An 18745-nucleotide genomic window follows, 5' to 3' on the forward strand; every position below is an offset into this window, starting at 1 on the left:
CTGGCCGACGGTTCTCGCGCTCTGCTGTCTGGCCGAGACACCGCCGGCCGGGCGAGACGCCGTCGTCGTGCCGAGACGCCGCCGGATCCGGCGGCGTCTCGCGAACTCGGCCCCGTCTCGTGGATCCCACGGCGTCTCGCGGCGTCCCGGGCGTCTCGAGGGACCAGCTGGCGGACGGGAGGCGACGCGCTGACTGCCACCGCGCCTCCCGGCCGTCAGGTCGACCCTCCGGGCGCGTGACACGCCGCGTGCCGACGCTCCGGTCGCACGACACGTCGGCACCAGCGGCACGGGACGGCAAGTCGTGCGACCAGGGCGGGAACACGGCGGCCGCACACGCGCGGCGCAGCGGCGGGCGGGACCCCGCCTACGCCTCGCCCGCGGTACCGTCCAGGGCTGCTGCGCTGCCGCCGATCGAGCCGATCACGGCCTCGAGCGGCGCTCCCGACCCGTCGCGCTTCGACAGCCAGTCGGGCAGGGTCCGCGCGGCTCCGTCCGACCCGACGGCGTGCGGCGGCGCGATGCCGGCCCACGCCACGGTCAGCCCGTCCTCGCCCTTGAGGAACGCGTGCGCCCGCACACCCTGCGTCGCACGGCCCTTCGCGGGGAACTCCGAGAACGCCGAGACCTTCGCCCGTCCGGGGTCCGTGCCGGGCAGCGCCCCCGACGCCGTCGACACGGTGGCGACCACTGCGTCCTCGGACGGCGCCACGGACCCGAACCAGATCACCGATGCGCCGGAAGCCAGGGAGACCCCGGCGACGCCGCCTGCGGGCAGCCCCTGCGGCCGGACGCCCGAAGCCGGGAACCGCAGCAGCTGCGCGTTCGACGTGATGAACACGAGGTCGTCCGACTCCGGCGCCTGCGCGGCCCCGACGACGGTGTCCTTCGGCTTCAGCCCGATGGCGACGAACTCGTCCTTGTCCGGCCAGGCGCCGGTCGCGACGCGCTTCACGACGCCCTGCGCGGTACCGATGGCGAGCGAGTCGCCCGCCCCTGCGGACAGGTCGACGAGTGCGACGACGGACTCGGTGCGAGCGATCCCGAGGTAGTCGGACACGCGCACGCCGGCGTCGAGCCGGACGGACGCCGGCGGCACCGCGGGGACGTCGACGGGGGAGAACCGCAGCACGCGGCCGGTCGAGGTCAGCGCACCGACCTGCCCACGGACGGTGGAGACGACGGTCGAGCGGACCGCGTCGTGCTTCGACCGCTTCGGCACCCGCACGATCCCGAGGTCCGAGGAGGGGATGTCCACCCGCACGAGTCGACCGGTGGTCGAGAGCAGCACACGGCACGGAGCGTCGGCGATCTGCAGCGACTCGGGGTCGACCGCGGCCTTGCGGCCACCCCGCACCGGGGCATCGGCCTCGGTGAGCAGGGTGCGGCGCGGCGTGGCGAACCGGTCGGAGACCTCGGTCAGCTCGACCGCGACCTGGGCACGGAGGCGGGCGTCGGACGCCAGCAGTTCCTCGAGCGCGGCGATGTCGGCGAGGAGCTGGTCGCGCTCGCCCTCGAGCTCGAGGCGCGAGAACTTGGTCAGACGCCGCAGACGCAGCTCGAGGATGTACTCAGCCTGCACCTCGGACAGGTCGAAGACGTCCTGCAGCCTCGTCCGTGCGGCCTCGGAGTCGTCGGACGAGCGGATGACCTCGATGACCTCGTCGATGTCGAGGATCGCGATGAGCAGACCCTCGACGAGGTGCAGCCGTTCCTTCCGACGGGCGAGCCGGTACCGGGAGCGCCGGGTGACCACGTCGAGCCGGTGCTGCACGTAGACGTCGAGCAGTTCGCGCAGGCCGAGCGTGCGCGGTGACCCCTGCACGAGCGCGACGTTGTTGATGCCGAAGCCGTCCTCGAGCGGGGTGTGCTTGTAGAGCTGCTCGAGCACGGCCGTCGGGTTGAAGCCGGACTTGATGCCGATGACCAGCCGCAGCCCGTGGTTCCGGTCCGTCAGGTCGTTGACGTCGGAGATGCCGACGAGCTTCTTCGCCTGGACGCCGTCCTTGATCTTCTCGATCACGCGTTCGGGGCCGACCAGGTACGGCAGCTCCGTGACGACGAGGCCGACCTTGCGCGGCGTGAGGTTCTCGACGGACACCTTCGCCCGGGTGCGGAACGAGCCGCGGCCCGTCGCGTAGGCGTCGCGGACCCCGGAGAGCCCGACGATCGTGCCACCGGACGGCAGGTCCGGGCCCGGCACGAACTCCATCAGTTCCTCGAGGGTCGCCGTCGGGTTCAGGAGCAGGTGCTTCGCGGCCTCGACGACCTCGCCCAGGTTGTGCGGCGCCATGTTCGTCGCCATGCCGACCGCGATGCCCGAGGCGCCGTTGACGAGCAGGTTCGGGAACGCCGCCGGCAGCACGCCCGGCTGCATGATCTGGTTGTCGTAGTTCGGGACGAAGTCGACGACGTCCTCGCCCAGGCCCTCCGTCATCGCCATCGACGGCTCGGCCAGACGGGCCTCGGTGTACCGGGCGGCCGCGGGGCCGTCGTCGAGCGACCCGAAGTTGCCGTGCCCGTCGACCAGCGGCACACGCATCGTGAACGGCTGCGCCAGGCGCACGAGGGCGTCGTAGATCGCGCCGTCGCCGTGCGGGTGCAGCTTGCCCATCACCTCGCCGGTGACGCGGGCGCTCTTCACGTGCCCACGGTCCGGTCGGAGCCCCATCTCCGCCATCTGGTAGAGGATGCGTCGCTGCACCGGCTTGAGGCCGTCGCGCGCGTCCGGCAGTGCCCGCGAGTAGATGACGGAGTACGCGTACTCGAGGAACGAACCCTGCATCTCCTCGGAGACGTCGACGTCCTCGATGCGCTCACCGTCGGGCAGGCCGACTGCTTCCGTGCGTGCCATGGGACCTTTCTGGGAGGATCGTGGGGTGCCCCCCAGCGTACCGAGCGCCCCAGACACCACCGCGAACCTCGCCGACGTGCTGCCGAGTTGCCTCTTCGCGCTCGGTGCCGCCGACGACACGTGGTTGCGCACCACCGGCCGGGAGGCACGGATCACCCTCCGTCCCGCCCGCTCGGTCGTCGTCGTGCTGGTCGACGGCCTCGGGTCGTCCGCCCTGTCGGCCCGCGCCGGGCACGCCCGCTGGCTCACCGCCGCCACCGGCGGCGGCACCCTCAAGCGCCTGCGCAGCGGGTTCCCGACGACGACCGCCGCGGCGCTCAGCACCCTGACGACCGGCCGCTCGCCCGGCACGCACGGCGTGGTCGGCTACAGCGGGTGGGAGCCCGAGGGCGAGCGGGTGGTCAACCTGCTGTCCGGCTGGGACTCCGAGGTGCCGACGGGCTGGCTGCTCGCCGACACCGTCTTCACCGAGGCCAGCGCGCTCGGCGTCGAGCCCGTGGTGGTCGGTCCGGCCCGCTACGAGTCATCGGGGATGACCGCGAACGTGCTCGGCGGTGCCCGGTACACCGCAGCCGACAGCATCGCGCAGCGGGTCGACGCCGCACTGGCGGCGACGGCGTCCGGCCGATCGCTCGTCTACCTCTACGTGCCGGAGCTCGACTCGATCGGGCACAAGCACGGGTGGGAGTCGGACCGCTGGACCGCGGCGCTCGAGTCACTCGACGGCGAGCTCGCCCGGCTCGCGGCCCGCGGCGCTGCCGACGTGGGCATCCTCGTGACGGCCGACCACGGCGTGCTCGACGTGCCGGCCGAGGCGAACATCGCGATGGACCCCGCGCTCCTCGTGGACGTCGTGGGGATCGCCGGGGACCCCCGCTGCCGACAGCTGGCCGTGCGCCCCGGCACCGACGTCCCGGCGCTGGTCGAGGCCTGGCGCACCCGCTACGGCAAGAAGGCGTACGTCGCCAGCCGCGACGAGGCCGTGGCCGCCGGGTGGTTCGGTGCCGTGGACGACCGCGTGCTCCCGCGCATCGGGGACGTCGTCGTGGTCGCGAGGGGGTCGTGGGCCTTCAACGACGACCGCGACCTCGACCCGCGCAAGGAGCCGAAGCGGATGATCGGGCAGCACGGTGCCATGACGGACGACGAGGTCTTCGTGCCCCTGCGGCTGGCGGGCGCCTTCGCGGGCTGACCCGGGCGGGAACGCGAGCAGCCCCGCGACGCGACGAGCGTGGCGGGGCTGCAGCGGGCCTCCAGGCCGGACGGACCGGACCGAGGAGGCTGGATCAGGCGGGGTCCTCCGGGCGGGTGCCGAAGACGATCTCGTCCCAGCTCGGCATCGACCGGCGGTTGCGCTTCTTGCGCTCGGAGCGGCCGTCGGTCTCGGGAGCCGATGCCGGACGGTCGTCACGCTCGGGGGCGGAGGCCGGCGAGTCCCAGCCCTGGAGGGGGACGTCCACGACGCTGATGGAGGTCCCGCGGGGCTCGTCCTGCTGTTCGGTGAAGGATGCCGCCTCGCGCTCACCGCGCCGACGGCGGAGTGCCTCGAGCAGGTCGGCGGTCTCGTTGCCGGGCGAGCGTTCCTCGACGGGCGCGGCCCCGATGCGGGGGAGCGGCGCACGGAGCGGACGCTCCTGGGCCTCGGGGGCCGGCGCGTCCTCGGCCTGCTCGACGCGGAAGGCACCGGAGTCGAAGCGCGTGCCGTCGGCGTCGTGGTGGTCGTTCTCCACCGCACGCAGGCGCGGAGCGATGCCCTCGTCGTCGGTGTCGGAGAGGCGGTGGGCGTCGCCGTTGTCGGGCGTGAGCGTCGACGTCTTGGGGTCGAAGGACCACTGCGCGTCGTGCTCGACCTCGGACGCGGTGTAGCGGACCCGGACCTGCCACCCCTGCTCGGCGTTCTTCCACGACGCCCACGCGACGCCGGTCGCGTCACCGGCCTCGAGCTTGGCCTCGATGGCCTCGCCGAAGGTGTCGGGCGCCTCGGCGTCGGTCGGGGTGACCGGGACACGTCGTGCGGCGTCGAGGACGAAGGAGCGCTCGGCGAGCACCGGACCCTCGAACCGCCGGACGTACTCGACGTCGACGTCGAGCGCCGCTGCGACGTCGGCCGCGTCGGCGCCACCACGGATGCGGGCCTGCACGTCCTTCGGCGACACGCGCTTCTGGGGGCCGGCGTCGGGGTTGGCCTGGCGGACCTGGCTCGTCAGCGACGCGGTGACCGGCAACCGGTACTCGGTGCCGCCGTCGGTCGCGAGCAGGAGTGCCCCGGACTCGACTCCGATGACTCTCACGTCTTGCATGGTTGCGCCTCCCGAGCGTTGCGTACGGTCGTGCTCGTACCCCAGGAGTATGCAGCGGTGCATCCCCGTTGCCGCGGAGGCGCACGGGCGTGCCGCGGACTCCCGCACGCCCGGGGACGGTCCTCGTCCGCTGCCGGCCCCGCGCACCGTCCTCGTCCGCTCCCGGCCGCCGGGAATGTCCGACCACCACGGTGGGTTGCACGGCCTGACGATCCCGCACGGCGTTCGGTTTGCGCTCTCGCGGGTCGTGGTGCAAACTGTCGCCGCCGATCACCGGCGACGACCTCTCGACACGAGAAACGGATGGGCATGGCCACCGATTACGACGCCCCCAGGAAGACCGACGAATCCTCTGACTCGGAGTCGATCGAGGCCCTCAAGGAGCGCGTTCCCGACAAGATGTCGGGGGTCGTCGACGATGATTCGGACAACCCCGGCAGCTTCGAGCTCGCTGGACAGGACCTCAGCGACGTCGACCTCGACGTCGTCGTGCTGCCGCCGCAGGTGGACGAGTTCACCTGCGTCGAGTGCTTCCTCGTGAAGCACCGTTCGCAGCTCGACCACGAGTCGAAGCTCGGCCCCGTGTGCGCGGAGTGCGCGGCGCTCTGAGTCGCAGCTCCACCGGGACGGCCCGTCACCCTTCGTGGGTGGCGGGCCGTTCCGCGTTGCGGCGCAGGGCGGGCGCGGGCGTGCCTGGCTGGGGCGGGCGCACCTGGCGGAAGCGGGCGTACCTGGTCGGATCGGGCGTACCTGGGGGGATCGGGCGTACCTGGTCTTCCGGAACGACCAGGTGTGCCCGGAACCGCTTCCTCCTGCACCCGTTGCGGGAAGGAACGGGCGGGGCGGGGGCGGCGCGAGCCTCCCGGCCCGCGCGCCCGGAGCGTCAGGAACGCAGGGCGTCCACCACGGCCTGCGGGTTGCGCGCGCTGACCAGCCAGTAGGGCGTCGGGTCCGCCGGGTCCGTCACCTCGACGCGCACGACCCCGCGCACGTACCCGCGGAAGAGCGTCCACGCGCGGGCGTCGAGCGCAGGACCGCGCTGGGTCGTGGCCTCGGCGCCGGTGTGTGCGGTGGCCTCGCCGACGAGCGTCCGCGGCAGGTGTGCACGGCCGGCGCGGAACTCGGTGTCGGTGACCTCGATCGTCGGGGCGAGCGCCCAGAGCAGCACGACCACGCCGAGGTACATGCCGATCGCCACGAGGACGCCCGCCAGGACGCTGATCGGCAGGAACACGAGCAGGCTCGCGGGGATGACGAGCGCCGTCGCCAGGTAGAGGGCGGGCGGGGCCCAGAGTCGTTCGCGGTACACGGTCACCCCTCCATCCCACCACGAGTCGGGGCAGGTCACGGAACGGTCACGGAACGACCACGCGCGTGCACTACCCTCGTCTCGTGACCGAACCAGTCGACGTGCTCTGGACCGGGGAGAACGCCCCCGTCCACGCCCACCCCGGTGATGCCGGAGCCGACCTCGTCTCGACCGAGGCCTTCGTGCTGCAGCCGGGGGAGCGCCGTCTCGTCGGCACCGGGCTCCGGATCGCGCTGCCGGACGGCCACGTCGCCTTCGTGGTGCCCCGGAGCGGCCTCGCGGCGAAGCACGGCATCACGATCGTGAACGCCCCCGGCACCGTCGACTCCGGCTACCGGGGCGAGGTCAGGGTCGCCCTGCTCAACACCGATGCGTCCGAGCCGTACGAGGTGCACGTGGGGGACCGCATCGCGCAGGTGGTCGTCATGCCGGTGCCGCGGGTCACCTACACCCGCGTCGAGGAGCTGCCGGACAGTGTCCGCGGCGAGGGCGGCTTCGGCTCCTCGGGCTACGGTGACCACCGCAGCGGCGCACTGTACGGTGCCGCCGACGACTTCCAGGAAGGAACGGGCGCATGAAGTTCGGTCGACGCAAGCGTGACGAGGTCGAGGTGGCGGACGCCGTCGCCGACGACGCCGTGATCGCGGGGACGACGCCGGAGGTCGACATCGCGACCGATGCCGACGCCGACCTCGACGAGGTGGACGCGGTCGCACCGACCGACAAGTCGGCTCCGGCCGACCGTGCCGACAACGGCCCGCACGACGAGACCGAGGCGAACCTGGTCCGCCCGTACGTCGACCTGGGCGGCGTGAAGGTCCTCCCGCGTGAGGGCCTGCACCTGCGCCTCGAGGTCGAGGAGGGTTCGCAGCGCGTCGTCGCGGTCGGGCTCGACTACGACGAGTCCACGCTCCAGGTCCAGCCCTTCGCCGCGCCCCGGTCCACCGGGCTGTGGCACGAGATCCGCGCGCAGATCGCCGACCAGATCGAGCGGCAGGGCGGCCGCGTGGACGAGGTCGACGGCCCCTTCGGTCCCGAGCTCCGCGCTCTCGTGCCGGTCGTCGTCGACGGCTCCGGCGCGACCGACGGTGCACGCGCCGCACGCTTCGTCGGTGTCGACGGCCCCCGCTGGTTCCTGCGCGGCGTGATCGCCGGCAAGGCCGCGGAACAGCCGGACGACGCCGCAGAGATCGAGGAGCTCTTCCGCAGCGTGGTCGTCGTGCGTGGCACGACGCCGATGCCGCCGCGCGACCTCATCCCGCTGCACATGCCCAAGTCGACGCAGACCGCCGTCTGACGACCGTCCGCGACGAACGACCCACGACACGGCCTGGAGGCACGGTGCCGGACCACGACGAGACCCCCCGTCCCGCGGACGCGAGCGACCAGGGCGCGGCTCCGGTCGACGGGACGGCCGCGGGCGCGGTGCCGGCCGGCCCGGTCGCGGGCCCGCCGACGCCCGGTGCGGGCGCGGGTCCGACCGGGCCGGGGCCGGCCGTCCCGGCTGGACGGACGGCCCCGGCCCGGACGGCTGGTGACGACTCCGTGGACGAGGACGCCGTGCCGTCGTTCTCGGCGCAGTTCCGCGCGGCGGTGCAGAACGCCGGCATCGCCCGGGTCGCGCCGGGCGAGGCGCCCTCCGGCCGTGCGCTGCTCGGTGCGGTCGGCGGCGTGCGCGGGCTCGCCGAGTCGGTGCTGCCCGGCTTCGCGTTCCTCGTCGTCTACGCGATCACGAAGGAGCTCGTGCCGAGCGTCGTGATCCCGGTGCTCGTCGGGCTCGTGTTCGTGGTGGTCCGTCTGGCGCAGCGGCAGTCGCTCGTGATGTCCTTCGCGGGCATCGCCGGCGTGGTCGTCTCGGCGGTCCTGGCGCTGGTCACCGGCCGGGCCGAGACGAACTTCATCCCCGGCATCGTCATCAACTCGGTGTGGCTCGTCGGACTGCTCGTCACCCTGGCGATCCGGTGGCCGCTGATCGGCGTCGTGGTCGGCTTCCTGCTCCCGCCGGACGAGGACGGCTCCCACGTCGACTGGCGTGCCGACCCCACCAAGCGCCGGGTGCTCACGGTGGCGACGTGGATCTGGGTCGGGCTCTTCGCGCTCCGGCTGGCCGTCGAGGTACCGCTGTACCTGACCGCGCAGGTCGAGCTCCTCGCCGCGGTGAAGCTGGTGCTCGGCGTCCCGCTCTACGCGGCCGTGCTGTGGGTCACGTGGTTGCTCGTCCGCACGGTGTTCGTGCGTCGGGAGGACACCGCCGCGGTGTAGAGTTGTCTCGACATCGAGACAGTTTCCCGGGGGCGCGCCAGCATCGTCGGGATTAGGTTTGCCTTGCTGGTGGGACGTTCCGACGCCCGCGATGATGAGGGCACACCGATCAGTAGGGAGGCGGCACAGTGGCTGCAGTCAACAGCTTCGGCTCGAAGGACACGCTCTCGGTTGGGGGTGTCGACTACGCGTTCCACCGGATCGACACGGTGCCGGGGCACGAGAAGCTCCCGTACAGCCTGAAGGTGCTGCTCGAGAACCTGCTCCGCACCGAGGACGGCGCGAACGTCACCGAGGAGCAGATCCGCGCGCTCGGCTCCTGGAAACCCGAGGCCGAGCCGGACACCGAGATCCAGTTCTCGCCGGCCCGCGTGGTCATGCAGGACTTCACGGGCGTCCCGTGCATCGTCGACCTCGCCACCATGCGCGAGGCGATGGCGCAGATCGGCGGCGACCCGAACAAGATCAACCCGCTCTCGCCGGCCGAGATGGTCATCGACCACTCCGTCGTCGCCGACCTGTTCGGCCGCGAGGACGCCCTCCAGCGCAACACCGACCTCGAGTACGAGCGCAACGGGGAGCGCTACCAGTTCCTCCGCTGGGGCCAGACCGCGTTCGAGGACTTCAAGGTCGTCCCGCCGGGCACCGGCATCGTGCACCAGGTCAACATCGAGTACCTGGCGAAGGTCACGTACACCCGCGAGTTCGACGGCGAGCTCTACGCGTACCCGGACACCCTCGTCGGCACCGACTCGCACACCACCATGGTGAACGGCCTCGGCGTGCTCGGCTGGGGCGTCGGCGGCATCGAGGCCGAGGCCGCGATGCTCGGCCAGCCCGTGTCGATGCTCATCCCGAAGGTCGTCGGCTTCAAGCTGTCCGGTTCGATCCCCGCCGGCGTCACCGCGACCGACGTGGTGCTGACCATCACCCAGGAGCTCCGCAAGCACGGCGTCGTGGGCAAGTTCGTCGAGTTCTACGGCGAGGGTGTCTCCGAGGTCCCGCTCGCGAACCGCGCGACCATCGGCAACATGTCGCCGGAGTTCGGTTCCACCGCCGCGATCTTCCCCGTCGACTCCGTCACGCTCGACTACCTGCGCCTGACCGGCCGGTCCGAGGACCAGATCGCCCTGGTCGAGGCGTACTCCAAGGCCCAGGGCCTGTGGCACGACCCGTCGGTGGAGCCCGCGTACTCCGAGTACATGGAGCTCGACCTCTCGACGGTCGTCCCGTCGATCTCCGGCCCGAAGCGCCCGCAGGACCGCATCGAGCTGTCGAAGGCCAAGGACCAGTTCGAGGTCGACCTCGCCAACTACGCGAGCATCGACCACACGCACGAGGACAAGGCCGTGGCGGACACCTTCCCGGCGTCCGACCCGGTCGCCGCCGCGCCCGGTGACGAGCACGCCGTCGACGACCTGCAGGACGCCCCCGCGTCCGAGGTCCCCGTGCACGCCTCGAGCGCGCCCGGCACGGTGTCGAAGCCGACGTCGGTCTCCGTGGCCGACGGCGACACGTTCACGATCGACCACGGTGCCGTCGCGATCGCCGCGATCACCTCCTGCACGAACACGTCGAACCCGTCGGTGATGATGGCCGCCGGCATCCTCGCGCGGAACGCCGCGAAGAAGGGCCTCAAGGCCAAGCCGTGGGTGAAGACCACCCTCGCGCCGGGCTCGAAGGTCGTCACCGACTACTACGAGAAGGCCGGGCTCACCAGCTACCTCGAGGACCTCGGCTTCTACACGGTCGGCTACGGCTGCACCACCTGCATCGGCAACTCGGGCCCGCTGCCCGAGGAGATCTCGCAGGCCGTGCAGGACAACGACCTCGCCGTCACCGCGGTGCTCTCGGGCAACCGCAACTTCGAGGGCCGGATCAACCCCGACGTGAAGATGAACTACCTGGCCTCGCCGCCGCTGGTCATCGCGTACGCCCTGGCCGGGTCGATGCACTTCGACTTCGACAAGGACGCCCTCGGCACCGACCAGGACGGCAACGACGTCTACCTGCAGGACATCTGGCCCGACGCGGCCGAGGTGCAGGACGTGATCGACACGTCGATCGACACCGAGATGTTCACCCACGAGTACGGCTCCGTGTTCGAGGGCGACGACCGCTGGAAGAACCTGCCGACCCCGACGGGCGACACGTTCGAGTGGGACACCGAGTCGACCTACGTCCGGAAGCCCCCGTACTTCGAGGGCATGACGATGCAGCCCGACGCGGTCTCCGACATCTCCGGTGCCCGCGTGCTCGCGAAGCTCGGTGACTCGGTCACGACCGACCACATCTCGCCCGCCGGTTCGATCAAGGCCGACAGCCCGGCCGGTCGGTACCTCGACGAGCACGGCGTCGACCGCAAGGACTTCAACTCCTACGGCTCGCGTCGCGGCAACCACGAGGTGATGATCCGCGGCACGTTCGCGAACATCCGCCTGCGGAACCAGCTGCTGGACGGCGTCGAGGGCGGCTACACCCGCGACTTCACGACGCCCGACGGCGAGCAGTCGTTCATCTACGACGCCTCGCAGCACTACCAGGAGCAGGGCATCCCGCTCGTCATCTTCGGTGGCAAGGAGTACGGTTCCGGTTCGTCGCGCGACTGGGCGGCGAAGGGCACGAACCTGCTCGGCGTCAAGGCGGTCATCACCGAGAGCTTCGAGCGCATCCACCGCTCGAACCTCATCGGCATGGGTGTCGTCCCGCTGCAGTTCCCGGCGGGTGAGACGGTCGAGTCGCTCGGTCTCGACGGCACCGAGGTCGTCTCGATCTCGGGGCTCACCGAGTTGAACGAGGGCCGCACGCCGAAGACCGTGCACGTCACCGCGGAGCCGAGCGAGCACTCGCCGGCCGGCAAGCAGACGGTCGAGTTCGACGCGGTCGTCCGCATCGACACCCCCGGTGAGGCGGACTACTACCGCAACGGCGGCATCCTGCAGTACGTGCTCCGTTCGCTCGTCTGATCCCTTCCACGAAACGCAACCGAGGCGGTTCCGCGCAGCGTCACAGCGCTGTGCGGGACCGCCTTCGTTGCGTTCTGCGGAGTGCGACCGGACGGACGGGAGGCGCGTGGCGGGGCCGCCACGCGCCTCCCGTCCGTGTCCCGGTCGCGCGGATAGTGTGGGGACCTGCCCCACGAAAGGAGCGCCCGTGAGCCTGCTGAGCAGCATCACGTCGCCGCGCGACCTCAGGCGTCTGTCCGACGCACAGATGACGGAGCTCGCCGCCGAGATCCGACGGTTCCTCGTCGCCGAGGTCGCGAAGACCGGCGGGCACCTCGGACCGAACCTCGGGGTCGTCGAGCTGACGCTCGCGATGCACCGCGTGTTCGACTCGCCGCACGACCCGTTCGTCTTCGACACCGGGCACCAGTCCTACGTGCACAAGCTCGTCACCGGGCGGCAGGACTTCTCGAAGCTGCGCGAGCGCGGCGGGCTGGCCGGCTACCCGCAGCGGAGCGAGTCGGAGCACGACATCGTCGAGTCCTCGCACGCGTCCTCGTCGCTGTCCTGGGCCGACGGGATCTCCCGCGCCTTCCGGCAGACCGGGCAGGACGACCGCACCGTCGTGGCCGTCGTCGGTGACGGCGCCCTCACCGGCGGGATGACGTGGGAGGCGCTCAACAACATCTCGGACAGCAACGACCGCCGCCTGGTGATCGTGGTCAACGACAACGGTCGGTCCTACGCGCCGACGATCGGGGGCATGGCGCGCTTCCTCAGCTCGGTGCGCACCCGCCGTGAGTACCGGGCGCTGTTCGAGAAGTCGCAGGCCGTCGCCTCGCGGTTCGGTGCGCCGGGTCGTGCGTTCTACCGGGGGGTCCGTGGCGGACTCCACGGGTTCCTGGCGCGTTTCACCAACAACGAGGCGCTCTACTCGAACCTCGACATCAAGTACATCGGGCCGGTCAACGGTCACGACCAGCGGGCCGTCGAGGCGGCGCTCCGGCAGGCGAAGGCCTACGGCGCGCCGACCATCGTGCACGCGATCACGGAGAAGGGCCACGGCTTCGAGCCGGCGCTCCGCGACCAGGCGGACCAGTTCCACGCCGTCGGGCACATCGACCCCGAGACGGGGGAATCGCTCGACGTGTCGTCCGGGCCCTCGTGGACGTCGGTGTTCGCCTCGGAGCTGGCGTCGGTCGGTGCGGCCGACGAGCGGATCGTCGCGATCACCGCGGCCATGCTGCGACCGACCGGGCTCCACCGCTTCCAGGAGCAGCACCCCGACCGGGTGATCGACGTCGGCATCGCGGAGCAGCACGCGGTGACGACCGCGGCGGGGCTCGCCTACGGCGGGCTGCACCCCGTCGTGGCGCTCTACGCGACCTTCCTCAACCGGGCGTTCGACCAGGTGCTCATGGACGTGGCGCTCCATCGTGCCGGCGTGACGTTCGTCCTCGACCGCGCGGGCATCACCGGGCCGGACGGGCCGTCGCACCACGGGATGTGGGACCTCGCGCTGCTGCAGGTCGTCCCCGGGATCCGCATCGCCGCACCGCGCGATGCCGCGACGCTGCGCGAGGAGTTCCGCGAGGCCGTCGCCGTGGACGACGCCCCGACGGTGCTGCGCTGGTCGAAGGGATCCGTCGGACCGGACGTCCCGGCGATCCGTCGGCTGCACGACGGCGTGGACGTCCTGCGGGACCCGTCCGAGGGGCAGGAACCCGACGTCCTGTTCGTCGCCGTCGGCTCGATGGTGCCGGTCGCGCTCGAAGCCGCCGGGCTGCTCGAATCGCAGGGCATCGGCGTCACGGTCGTCGACCCCCGGTGGGTCGTGCCGATCCCGACCTCGCTCATCGACCTCTCGCGCGACCACCGGCTCGTCATCACGATCGAGGACGGCGTCCGCGTCGGTGGAGTCGGGACCCGGCTGCGGCAGGACCTGCGTGCCGCGGGGGTCGACACCGGGGTGAACGAGCTCGGGCTGCCGGACGAGTTCATCGACCACGCCTCGCGGTCGCAGATCCTGTCGGACGTGGGGCTCACGGCGCAGGCGATCGCGCGGGACGTCATCGACCAGGTGGTCGGCACGAAGCTGCCCCAGGCGAAGCCGGCGCGGACGCGGGAGTCGGCCGACCACTGAGGCTCGTGCGGCGCCGGTCGGCGCGGCACCGGCGCGAGTCGCGGCACCGTTCGGCGTGCCGGCGCGTGGTTCGGTGTGCCGGCCTGCCGGCGCGTGGTTCGGCGTGCCGCAGCACGACCGGAAGCACCTCGCGCCACGGGTTCCCGTGGCGCGAGGTGCTTCCGGTCGTGCGGAGTGGCCGAGCCGGCGGCTAGCGCGAGGCGGGGCCGACGATCGCCGGGGTGTGGAACGTGCTGCCGAAGACGCGCTCCGAGGCGCCGGAGCGGTCGAGGTAGGGGCTGATGCCACCGGCCTGGAACGGGTAGCCCGCGCCGAGGATCAGACCGAGGTCGATCTCCTCGACGTGCTCGACGACGTGGTCCTCGAGCATGCGGTGCACCTCGTCGGCCAGGGCGTCCTCGAACCGCTGCTGCATCGTCGCCGCGTCGATCGGCTTCGCGTCCTTCTTCGACGGTGCGACGAGCTTCACGGCGGCGGGGTCGTACCCGGTGACGGTGCCCTTCTTGTCGCGGGTCAGGATCGTGCCGTGCTCCGCGATCCGCTTCAGGCCGTCACCGGGGTAGAAGCGCTCCGGCCATGCCGCGTGGTGCGAGTCGAGCACGTGCGCACCGACGGGCAGGCCGACGAGCTCGAGCAGCTCGAACGGCGACATCGGCAGGCCGAGGGGCGCAGCACCCTCGGCGACGGTCTCGAAGGGCGTGCCCTCCTCGACGCCGCGCATCGCCTCGCCGAGCACCCGAGCGAGCACGCGGTTGACGACGAAGCCCGGCTGGTCGGCGGTGATGATCGCGGTCTTCTTCAGGGTCTTCGCGACCGCGAGTGCGGTGACGAGCGCTTCGTCCGAGGTCTCGTCGGCCCGCACCACCTCGAGCAGCGGCATCACGGCCACCGGGTTGAAGAAGTGGAAGCCGACGAGGCGCTCCGGGTGCTCGAGCACCGACGCCATCTCGTCCACCGACAACGACGAGGTGTTCGTCGCCAGGATCGCGTCGGGCGCGATGACCTGCTCGATCTTCCGGAAGACGTCCTGCTTGACCGACATCTCCTCGAAGACGGCCTCGATCACCCAGTCGGCGTCGGCGAACGCGTCGTACGACACCGACCCGCTGACGAGCGCCGTGATGCGGTTCGCGTCGTCGGGGGAGATGCGGCCCTTCTCGCGGAGCTTCTCGACCTCACCGGCGATGCGCGCGACCCCGGCGTCCACACGGGCCTGGTCGACGTCGGTGATGACGACCGGGACGCCGAGACGGCGGGCGAACAGCAGCGCGAACTGCGACGCCATCAGCCCGGCGCCGAGGACGCCGACCTTCGTGATCTTCTTCGCCTCGACGCCCTCGGGAGCGCCGACGGGCTTCTTCGCGCGCTTCTGCACGAGGTCGAACGCGTACATCGACGCGGCGAACTGGTCACCGGCGAGCAGGTCGGCGAGGGCGTCGTCCTCGTCGGCGAACCGGTCGTCGAGCGAGCCCGACTTCGCTGCGGCGACGAGGTCGAGCGCACGGAAGGGCGACTTCGGGACGGTTCCGATCTTCGAGGCCACCTGCTGTCGCGCCACCTTGACCACCGTGCCCCAGGCGGCCTTCTCGAGCATGCCGGGCTCGTTCGCGCGCTTGACCTTCGTGCGGCCGCTGACGACCCCGTCGGCCCACGCGACCGCGGACGGCAGGAAGGTCACGGAGGGGATGAGCGCGTCGCCGATGCCGAGCTCGACGGCGGCCTTGCCGTCCATGAGCCGGTTGTTCTTGAGCGGGTTCTCCACGATGACGCGGAGCGCCTTCTCGGGACCGATCAGGCGGGGGAGCAGCGTGGCGCCACCCCAGCCGGGGATGATGCCGAGGAAGACCTCGGGCAGCCCGATGCCCTGCGCCGCCGAGGAGAACACGCGGTAGGTGCAGTGCAGGGCGATCTCGAGCCCACCACCGAGCGCGATGCCGTTCACGAAGGCGAACGACGGCACACCGAGGTCGGAGAGCTTGCGGAGCGTCGCGTGTCCCAGGGCGCCGAGCTCGTGGGCGACCTCGCGCGAGGGGAGCGCTGCCGCCTGCGACAGGTCGGCGCCGGCGGCGAAGCAGTACTCCTTGCCGGTGATCGCGACCGCCTGGATGCTCCCGGCGGAGGCCGCTGCGCGCAGCGTGTCGAGCACGTCGGACAGCTCGCGCATGGTGCGCGGGCCGAGGGTCGACGGGCGCTTGTAGTCCTTGCCGTTGTCGAGCGTGACGAGGGCGAGCGTGCCACCGGACGGCAGCGGCACGTGCTTGACGTACGAGTGGGTGACGACCTCGTCGGCGCTGAGCTCGGTCAGCTGGTCGATCGGGGTGGTGGTCATCGTCAGGCCGCCTTCCGTGCCGCGCTCTTGCTGAAGTTCGGGTTCTCCCAGATGACGGTGCCGCCCTGGCCGAGGCCGATGCACATCGTCGTGATGCCGTACCGGACGTCCGGCCGCTCGGCGAACTGGGCCGCGAGCTGGTTCATGAGCCGGACGCCGCTCGACGCGAGCGGGTGCCCGACGGCGATCGCGCCGCCCCAGGCGTTGACGTTCGCGGAGTCCTGGGCGATGCCGTAGTTGTCGAGGAAGGCGAGCACCTGGACGGCGAACGCCTCGTTGATCTCGAAGAGCCCGATGTCGTCGATCGTCAGCCCTGCCTTGCGGAGCGCCTTGTCGGTCGCGGGGACGGGCCCGACGCCCATCACCTCGGGCTCGACGCCCGCGAAGGCGAACGAGACCATGCGCATCTTCGTCGGCAGGCCGTGCTGCTTCGCGCCGTCCTCGGAGGCGAGGAGGCTCATGGTGGCGCCGTCGTTGAGACCGGCCGCGTTGCCGGCGGTGACCCGTCCGTGGGGCCGGAACGGTGTGCGCAGCGCAGCCAGGGCCTCCAGGGTGGTGCCGGGACGCGGCGGCTCGTCCGCCGTGACGATGTCCCAGCCCTCGCCGGTGTTCACCTCGACCGGGACCACGTCGGGCTGCAGCTTGCCGGTAGCCCACGCGGCGGCGTAGCGCTGCTGCGACTGGACCGCGAAGGCGTCCGTGCGGTCCTTCGTGATGGCGGGGAAGCGGTCGTGCAGTCGCTCGGCGGTGCTGCCCATGACCAGCGCGTCGGTCGCGACCATGCGCTCCGCGACGAAGCGCGGGTTCACGTCGGCGCCGAAGCCCATCGGGTGGCGGCCCATGTGCTCGACGCCGCCGGCGATGGCGACGTCGGCGGCGCCGAAGGCGATCGCGCCGGCGAGCGTGGTGACGCTCGTCATGGCACCGGCGCACATGCGGTCGATGGCGTAGCCCGGGACCGACTTCGGCAGCCCGGCGAGCATGCCGACCGTGCGGCCGAGGGTCAGGCCCTGGTCGCCCTGCTGGGTGGTGGCGGCCACGGCGACGTCGTCGACCGCCGCGCCGTCGAGCTGGCTGTTCCGGTCGAGCAGACCGCGCATCGCGTGGACCGCGAGGTCGTCGGCGCGGGTCTTCCAGAACACCCCCTTCTCACCGGCTCGTCCGAACGGTGTGCGCACACCGTCCACGAACACGACGTCTGCTGCTCTGGCCAATCCGGGCCTCCAGATCCTCTTCGATCGAGTCGGGGCACGTTCCGCCCCGACCGGCCGGGCCGAGCCCGGCGACGGTACCGACGCTATGCCCGCCGCCTGGGCGAGCGCATGCCGGTTGGGGTGTTCCTACGAGCCGGTGTTGCTCTCGGCAGCAGGCTGCTGTGCGGCGTCGACAAAGGCGTGCGCGATGATCGACGCCGTCTCCTCGACCTGCCACGGGCGGGCGTCGTGCCCGGCAAGGGCGGCTCCGACGGTCTCGGTCGCGATCGGTGTCGGCGGTTCCCAGGACACCACCCGGAGGGTCTCCGGGGTGAGCAGGTTCTCGACGGGGACGTCGAGCTCCTCGGCACGCGCGACGACGGCGGCGCGAGCGGCCTTGTAGCGGCGGTCGGCCTCGGGGTTGCGGTCCGCCCACGCGCGGGGCGGCGGGAGCGTGGCCTCGCCGGTGCCGCGGAGCTTCGGCAGGTCCTCGGTCGTGCGCCCCTCCTCGACGGCGGCCCACCAGCGGTCGAGTTCCGACCGGCTCGCTCGGCCGGTGAAGGCCTTCACGGCACTCAGCTCGGCCTTCGAGGTCGGGTTCGCCGCCGCTGCGGCGACGATGGCCGAGTCGGGCACGATGCGACCCGGGGCGGTGTCGACCTGGCGGGCGTAGGCGTCGCGTGCGGTCCAGAGCGACCGGGCGATCGCGAGGGCCCGGGCGCCGCGGAGCGCGTGCATGCCGGACAGGCGACGCCACGGCTCGGCCTTCGGGGGCTTCGGGGCGCGGGTCAGGACGGCGGCGAACTCCTCGGCGGCGATCCGCGACTTGCCGGCGGCGTCGAGCACCGCGGCGAGGGCGTCGCGCAGGTCGGGGAGCAGCTCGACGTCGAGCGCGGCGTAGACGAGCCAGGCCTGGGGGAGCGGACGCGTCGACCAGTCGGCGGCGGAGTGGGCCTTGGCGAGCGTGATGCCGAGGAGCTGCTCGACCACCGCGCCGAGACCGACACGGGGGAACCCGGCGATGCGGGCACCGAGCTCGGTGTCGAAGATGCGGGTCGGGACGAGGCCGACCTCCTGCAGGCAGGGCAGGTCCTGCGAGGCGGCGTGGAACAGCCACTCCTCGTCGACGATCGCGGCCTGCAGTTCCGCGAAGTCACCGATCGCGATCGGGTCGAACAGGAAGGCGCCCGCACCGCGGCGGAAGACCTGGATGAGGTAGGCGCGCTGCGAGTACCGGTAGCCGCTCGCACGCTCCGCGTCGACCGCGACCGGGCCGTGTCCGGCGGCGATCGCGTCGACCGCCTGCAGGTACTCGTCGCGGTCTTCGATCACGCGCACGGTGGCGTGCGCGTCCTCGAACGCGGGGTCGGCCGAGGCGCCCGACACGGCGTCGCGGGCCTGGCTGGCGGG

At 71.9% G+C, this 18745-nt stretch carries 13 protein-coding genes; 7 read left to right on the top strand and 6 right to left on the bottom strand.

Annotated features, from left to right (window positions below):
• Window positions 1–367 precede the first annotated feature (367 nt).
• Complete coding sequence (locus Q9R28_RS01670) at window positions 368–2854, bottom strand: DNA topoisomerase IV subunit A (RefSeq protein ID WP_311205343.1); 2487 nt, start codon at window positions 2852–2854, stop codon at window positions 368–370.
• 25 nt (window positions 2855–2879) lie between these two features.
• Here Q9R28_RS01670 and Q9R28_RS01675 point away from each other — a divergent pair, with 25 nt between their 5' ends.
• Window positions 2880–4046 carry an alkaline phosphatase family protein gene (locus tag Q9R28_RS01675; RefSeq protein ID WP_311205344.1) on the top strand — a complete coding sequence of 389 codons (1167 nt, stop codon included), beginning with the start codon at window positions 2880–2882 and terminating at the stop codon, window positions 4044–4046.
• A gap of 94 nt (window positions 4047–4140) precedes the next feature.
• Here the strand turns inward: Q9R28_RS01675 and sepH are convergent, their stop codons facing one another.
• Window positions 4141–5154: a septation protein SepH gene (sepH, locus tag Q9R28_RS01680; protein ID WP_311205345.1), complete on the bottom strand. Its 1014-nt coding sequence runs from the start codon at window positions 5152–5154 to the stop codon at window positions 4141–4143.
• A gap of 309 nt (window positions 5155–5463) precedes the next feature.
• Here sepH and Q9R28_RS01685 point away from each other — a divergent pair, with 309 nt between their 5' ends.
• Window positions 5464–5763 carry a DUF4193 domain-containing protein gene (locus Q9R28_RS01685; protein ID WP_066658128.1) on the top strand — a complete coding sequence of 100 codons (300 nt, stop codon included), beginning with the start codon at window positions 5464–5466 and terminating at the stop codon, window positions 5761–5763.
• A 274-nt stretch (window positions 5764–6037) separates the two neighbouring features.
• Here Q9R28_RS01685 and Q9R28_RS01690 read toward each other — a convergent pair whose 3' ends face one another.
• The gene (locus Q9R28_RS01690; protein ID WP_066654067.1) at window positions 6038–6469 is read right to left on the bottom strand and encodes a DUF3093 domain-containing protein; all 432 of its coding nucleotides are present in this window, start codon (window positions 6467–6469) and stop codon (window positions 6038–6040) included.
• A gap of 77 nt (window positions 6470–6546) precedes the next feature.
• Between Q9R28_RS01690 and dut the strand changes: the two genes are divergently transcribed.
• The 5 genes from dut (at window position 6547) to dxs (ending at window position 13813) form a co-directional block, all read left to right on the top strand.
• The gene (gene dut / locus Q9R28_RS01695; RefSeq protein ID WP_066654069.1) at window positions 6547–7041 is read left to right on the top strand and encodes a dUTP diphosphatase; all 495 of its coding nucleotides are present in this window, start codon (window positions 6547–6549) and stop codon (window positions 7039–7041) included.
• Complete coding sequence (locus tag Q9R28_RS01700; RefSeq protein WP_235426579.1) at window positions 7038–7760, top strand: DUF3710 domain-containing protein; 723 nt, start codon at window positions 7038–7040, stop codon at window positions 7758–7760. Before dut ends, Q9R28_RS01700 begins: the two co-directional genes overlap by 4 nt.
• A gap of 248 nt (window positions 7761–8008) precedes the next feature.
• Complete coding sequence (locus tag Q9R28_RS01705; RefSeq protein ID WP_066658133.1) at window positions 8009–8725, top strand: DUF3159 domain-containing protein; 717 nt, start codon at window positions 8009–8011, stop codon at window positions 8723–8725.
• A gap of 128 nt (window positions 8726–8853) precedes the next feature.
• Entirely contained in the window at window positions 8854–11691 is a 2838-nt protein-coding gene (locus Q9R28_RS01710; protein ID WP_066654071.1) for an aconitate hydratase, read from the top strand.
• A 187-nt stretch (window positions 11692–11878) separates the two neighbouring features.
• A complete protein-coding gene (gene dxs, locus Q9R28_RS01715; RefSeq protein WP_271826546.1) occupies window positions 11879–13813 on the top strand; it encodes a 1-deoxy-D-xylulose-5-phosphate synthase in 1935 nt (644 codons plus the stop codon).
• Between the two features lie 190 nt (window positions 13814–14003).
• Here the strand turns inward: dxs and Q9R28_RS01720 are convergent, their stop codons facing one another.
• The 3 genes from Q9R28_RS01720 to Q9R28_RS01730 all read right to left on the bottom strand — a co-directional run bounded on the left by Q9R28_RS01720 (window position 14004) and on the right by Q9R28_RS01730 (window position 18721).
• On the bottom strand, window positions 14004–16142 hold the full coding sequence (locus Q9R28_RS01720; protein WP_251154995.1) for a 3-hydroxyacyl-CoA dehydrogenase NAD-binding domain-containing protein: 2139 nt from the start codon (window positions 16140–16142) through the stop codon (window positions 14004–14006).
• A gap of 2 nt (window positions 16143–16144) precedes the next feature.
• On the bottom strand, window positions 16145–17356 hold the full coding sequence (locus Q9R28_RS01725; protein ID WP_311205346.1) for a thiolase family protein: 1212 nt from the start codon (window positions 17354–17356) through the stop codon (window positions 16145–16147).
• Window positions 17357–17482: 126 nt separating this feature from the next.
• Entirely contained in the window at window positions 17483–18721 is a 1239-nt protein-coding gene (locus tag Q9R28_RS01730) for an HRDC domain-containing protein (RefSeq protein WP_374109574.1), read from the bottom strand.
• Window positions 18722–18745: the final 24 nt, after the last annotated feature.

The organism is Curtobacterium sp. BRD11, from assembly GCF_031844345.1.
Lineage (GTDB): Bacteria > Actinomycetota > Actinomycetes > Actinomycetales > Microbacteriaceae > Curtobacterium.

Excerpts from the sequence above, each read along its gene's own strand:
- Q9R28_RS01700 (WP_235426579.1), top strand. The coding sequence starts at position 7,038 with ATGAAGTTCGGTCGACGCAAGCGTGACGAGGTCGAGGTGGCGGACGCC.
- Q9R28_RS01685 (WP_066658128.1), top strand. The coding sequence starts at position 5,464 with ATGGCCACCGATTACGACGCCCCCAGGAAGACCGACGAATCCTCTGAC.
- Q9R28_RS01720 (WP_251154995.1), bottom strand. The coding sequence starts at position 16,142 with ATGACCACCACCCCGATCGACCAGCTGACCGAGCTCAGCGCCGACGAG.
- Q9R28_RS01670 (WP_311205343.1), bottom strand. The coding sequence starts at position 2,854 with ATGGCACGCACGGAAGCAGTCGGCCTGCCCGACGGTGAGCGCATCGAG.
- sepH (WP_311205345.1), bottom strand. The coding sequence starts at position 5,154 with ATGCAAGACGTGAGAGTCATCGGAGTCGAGTCCGGGGCACTCCTGCTC.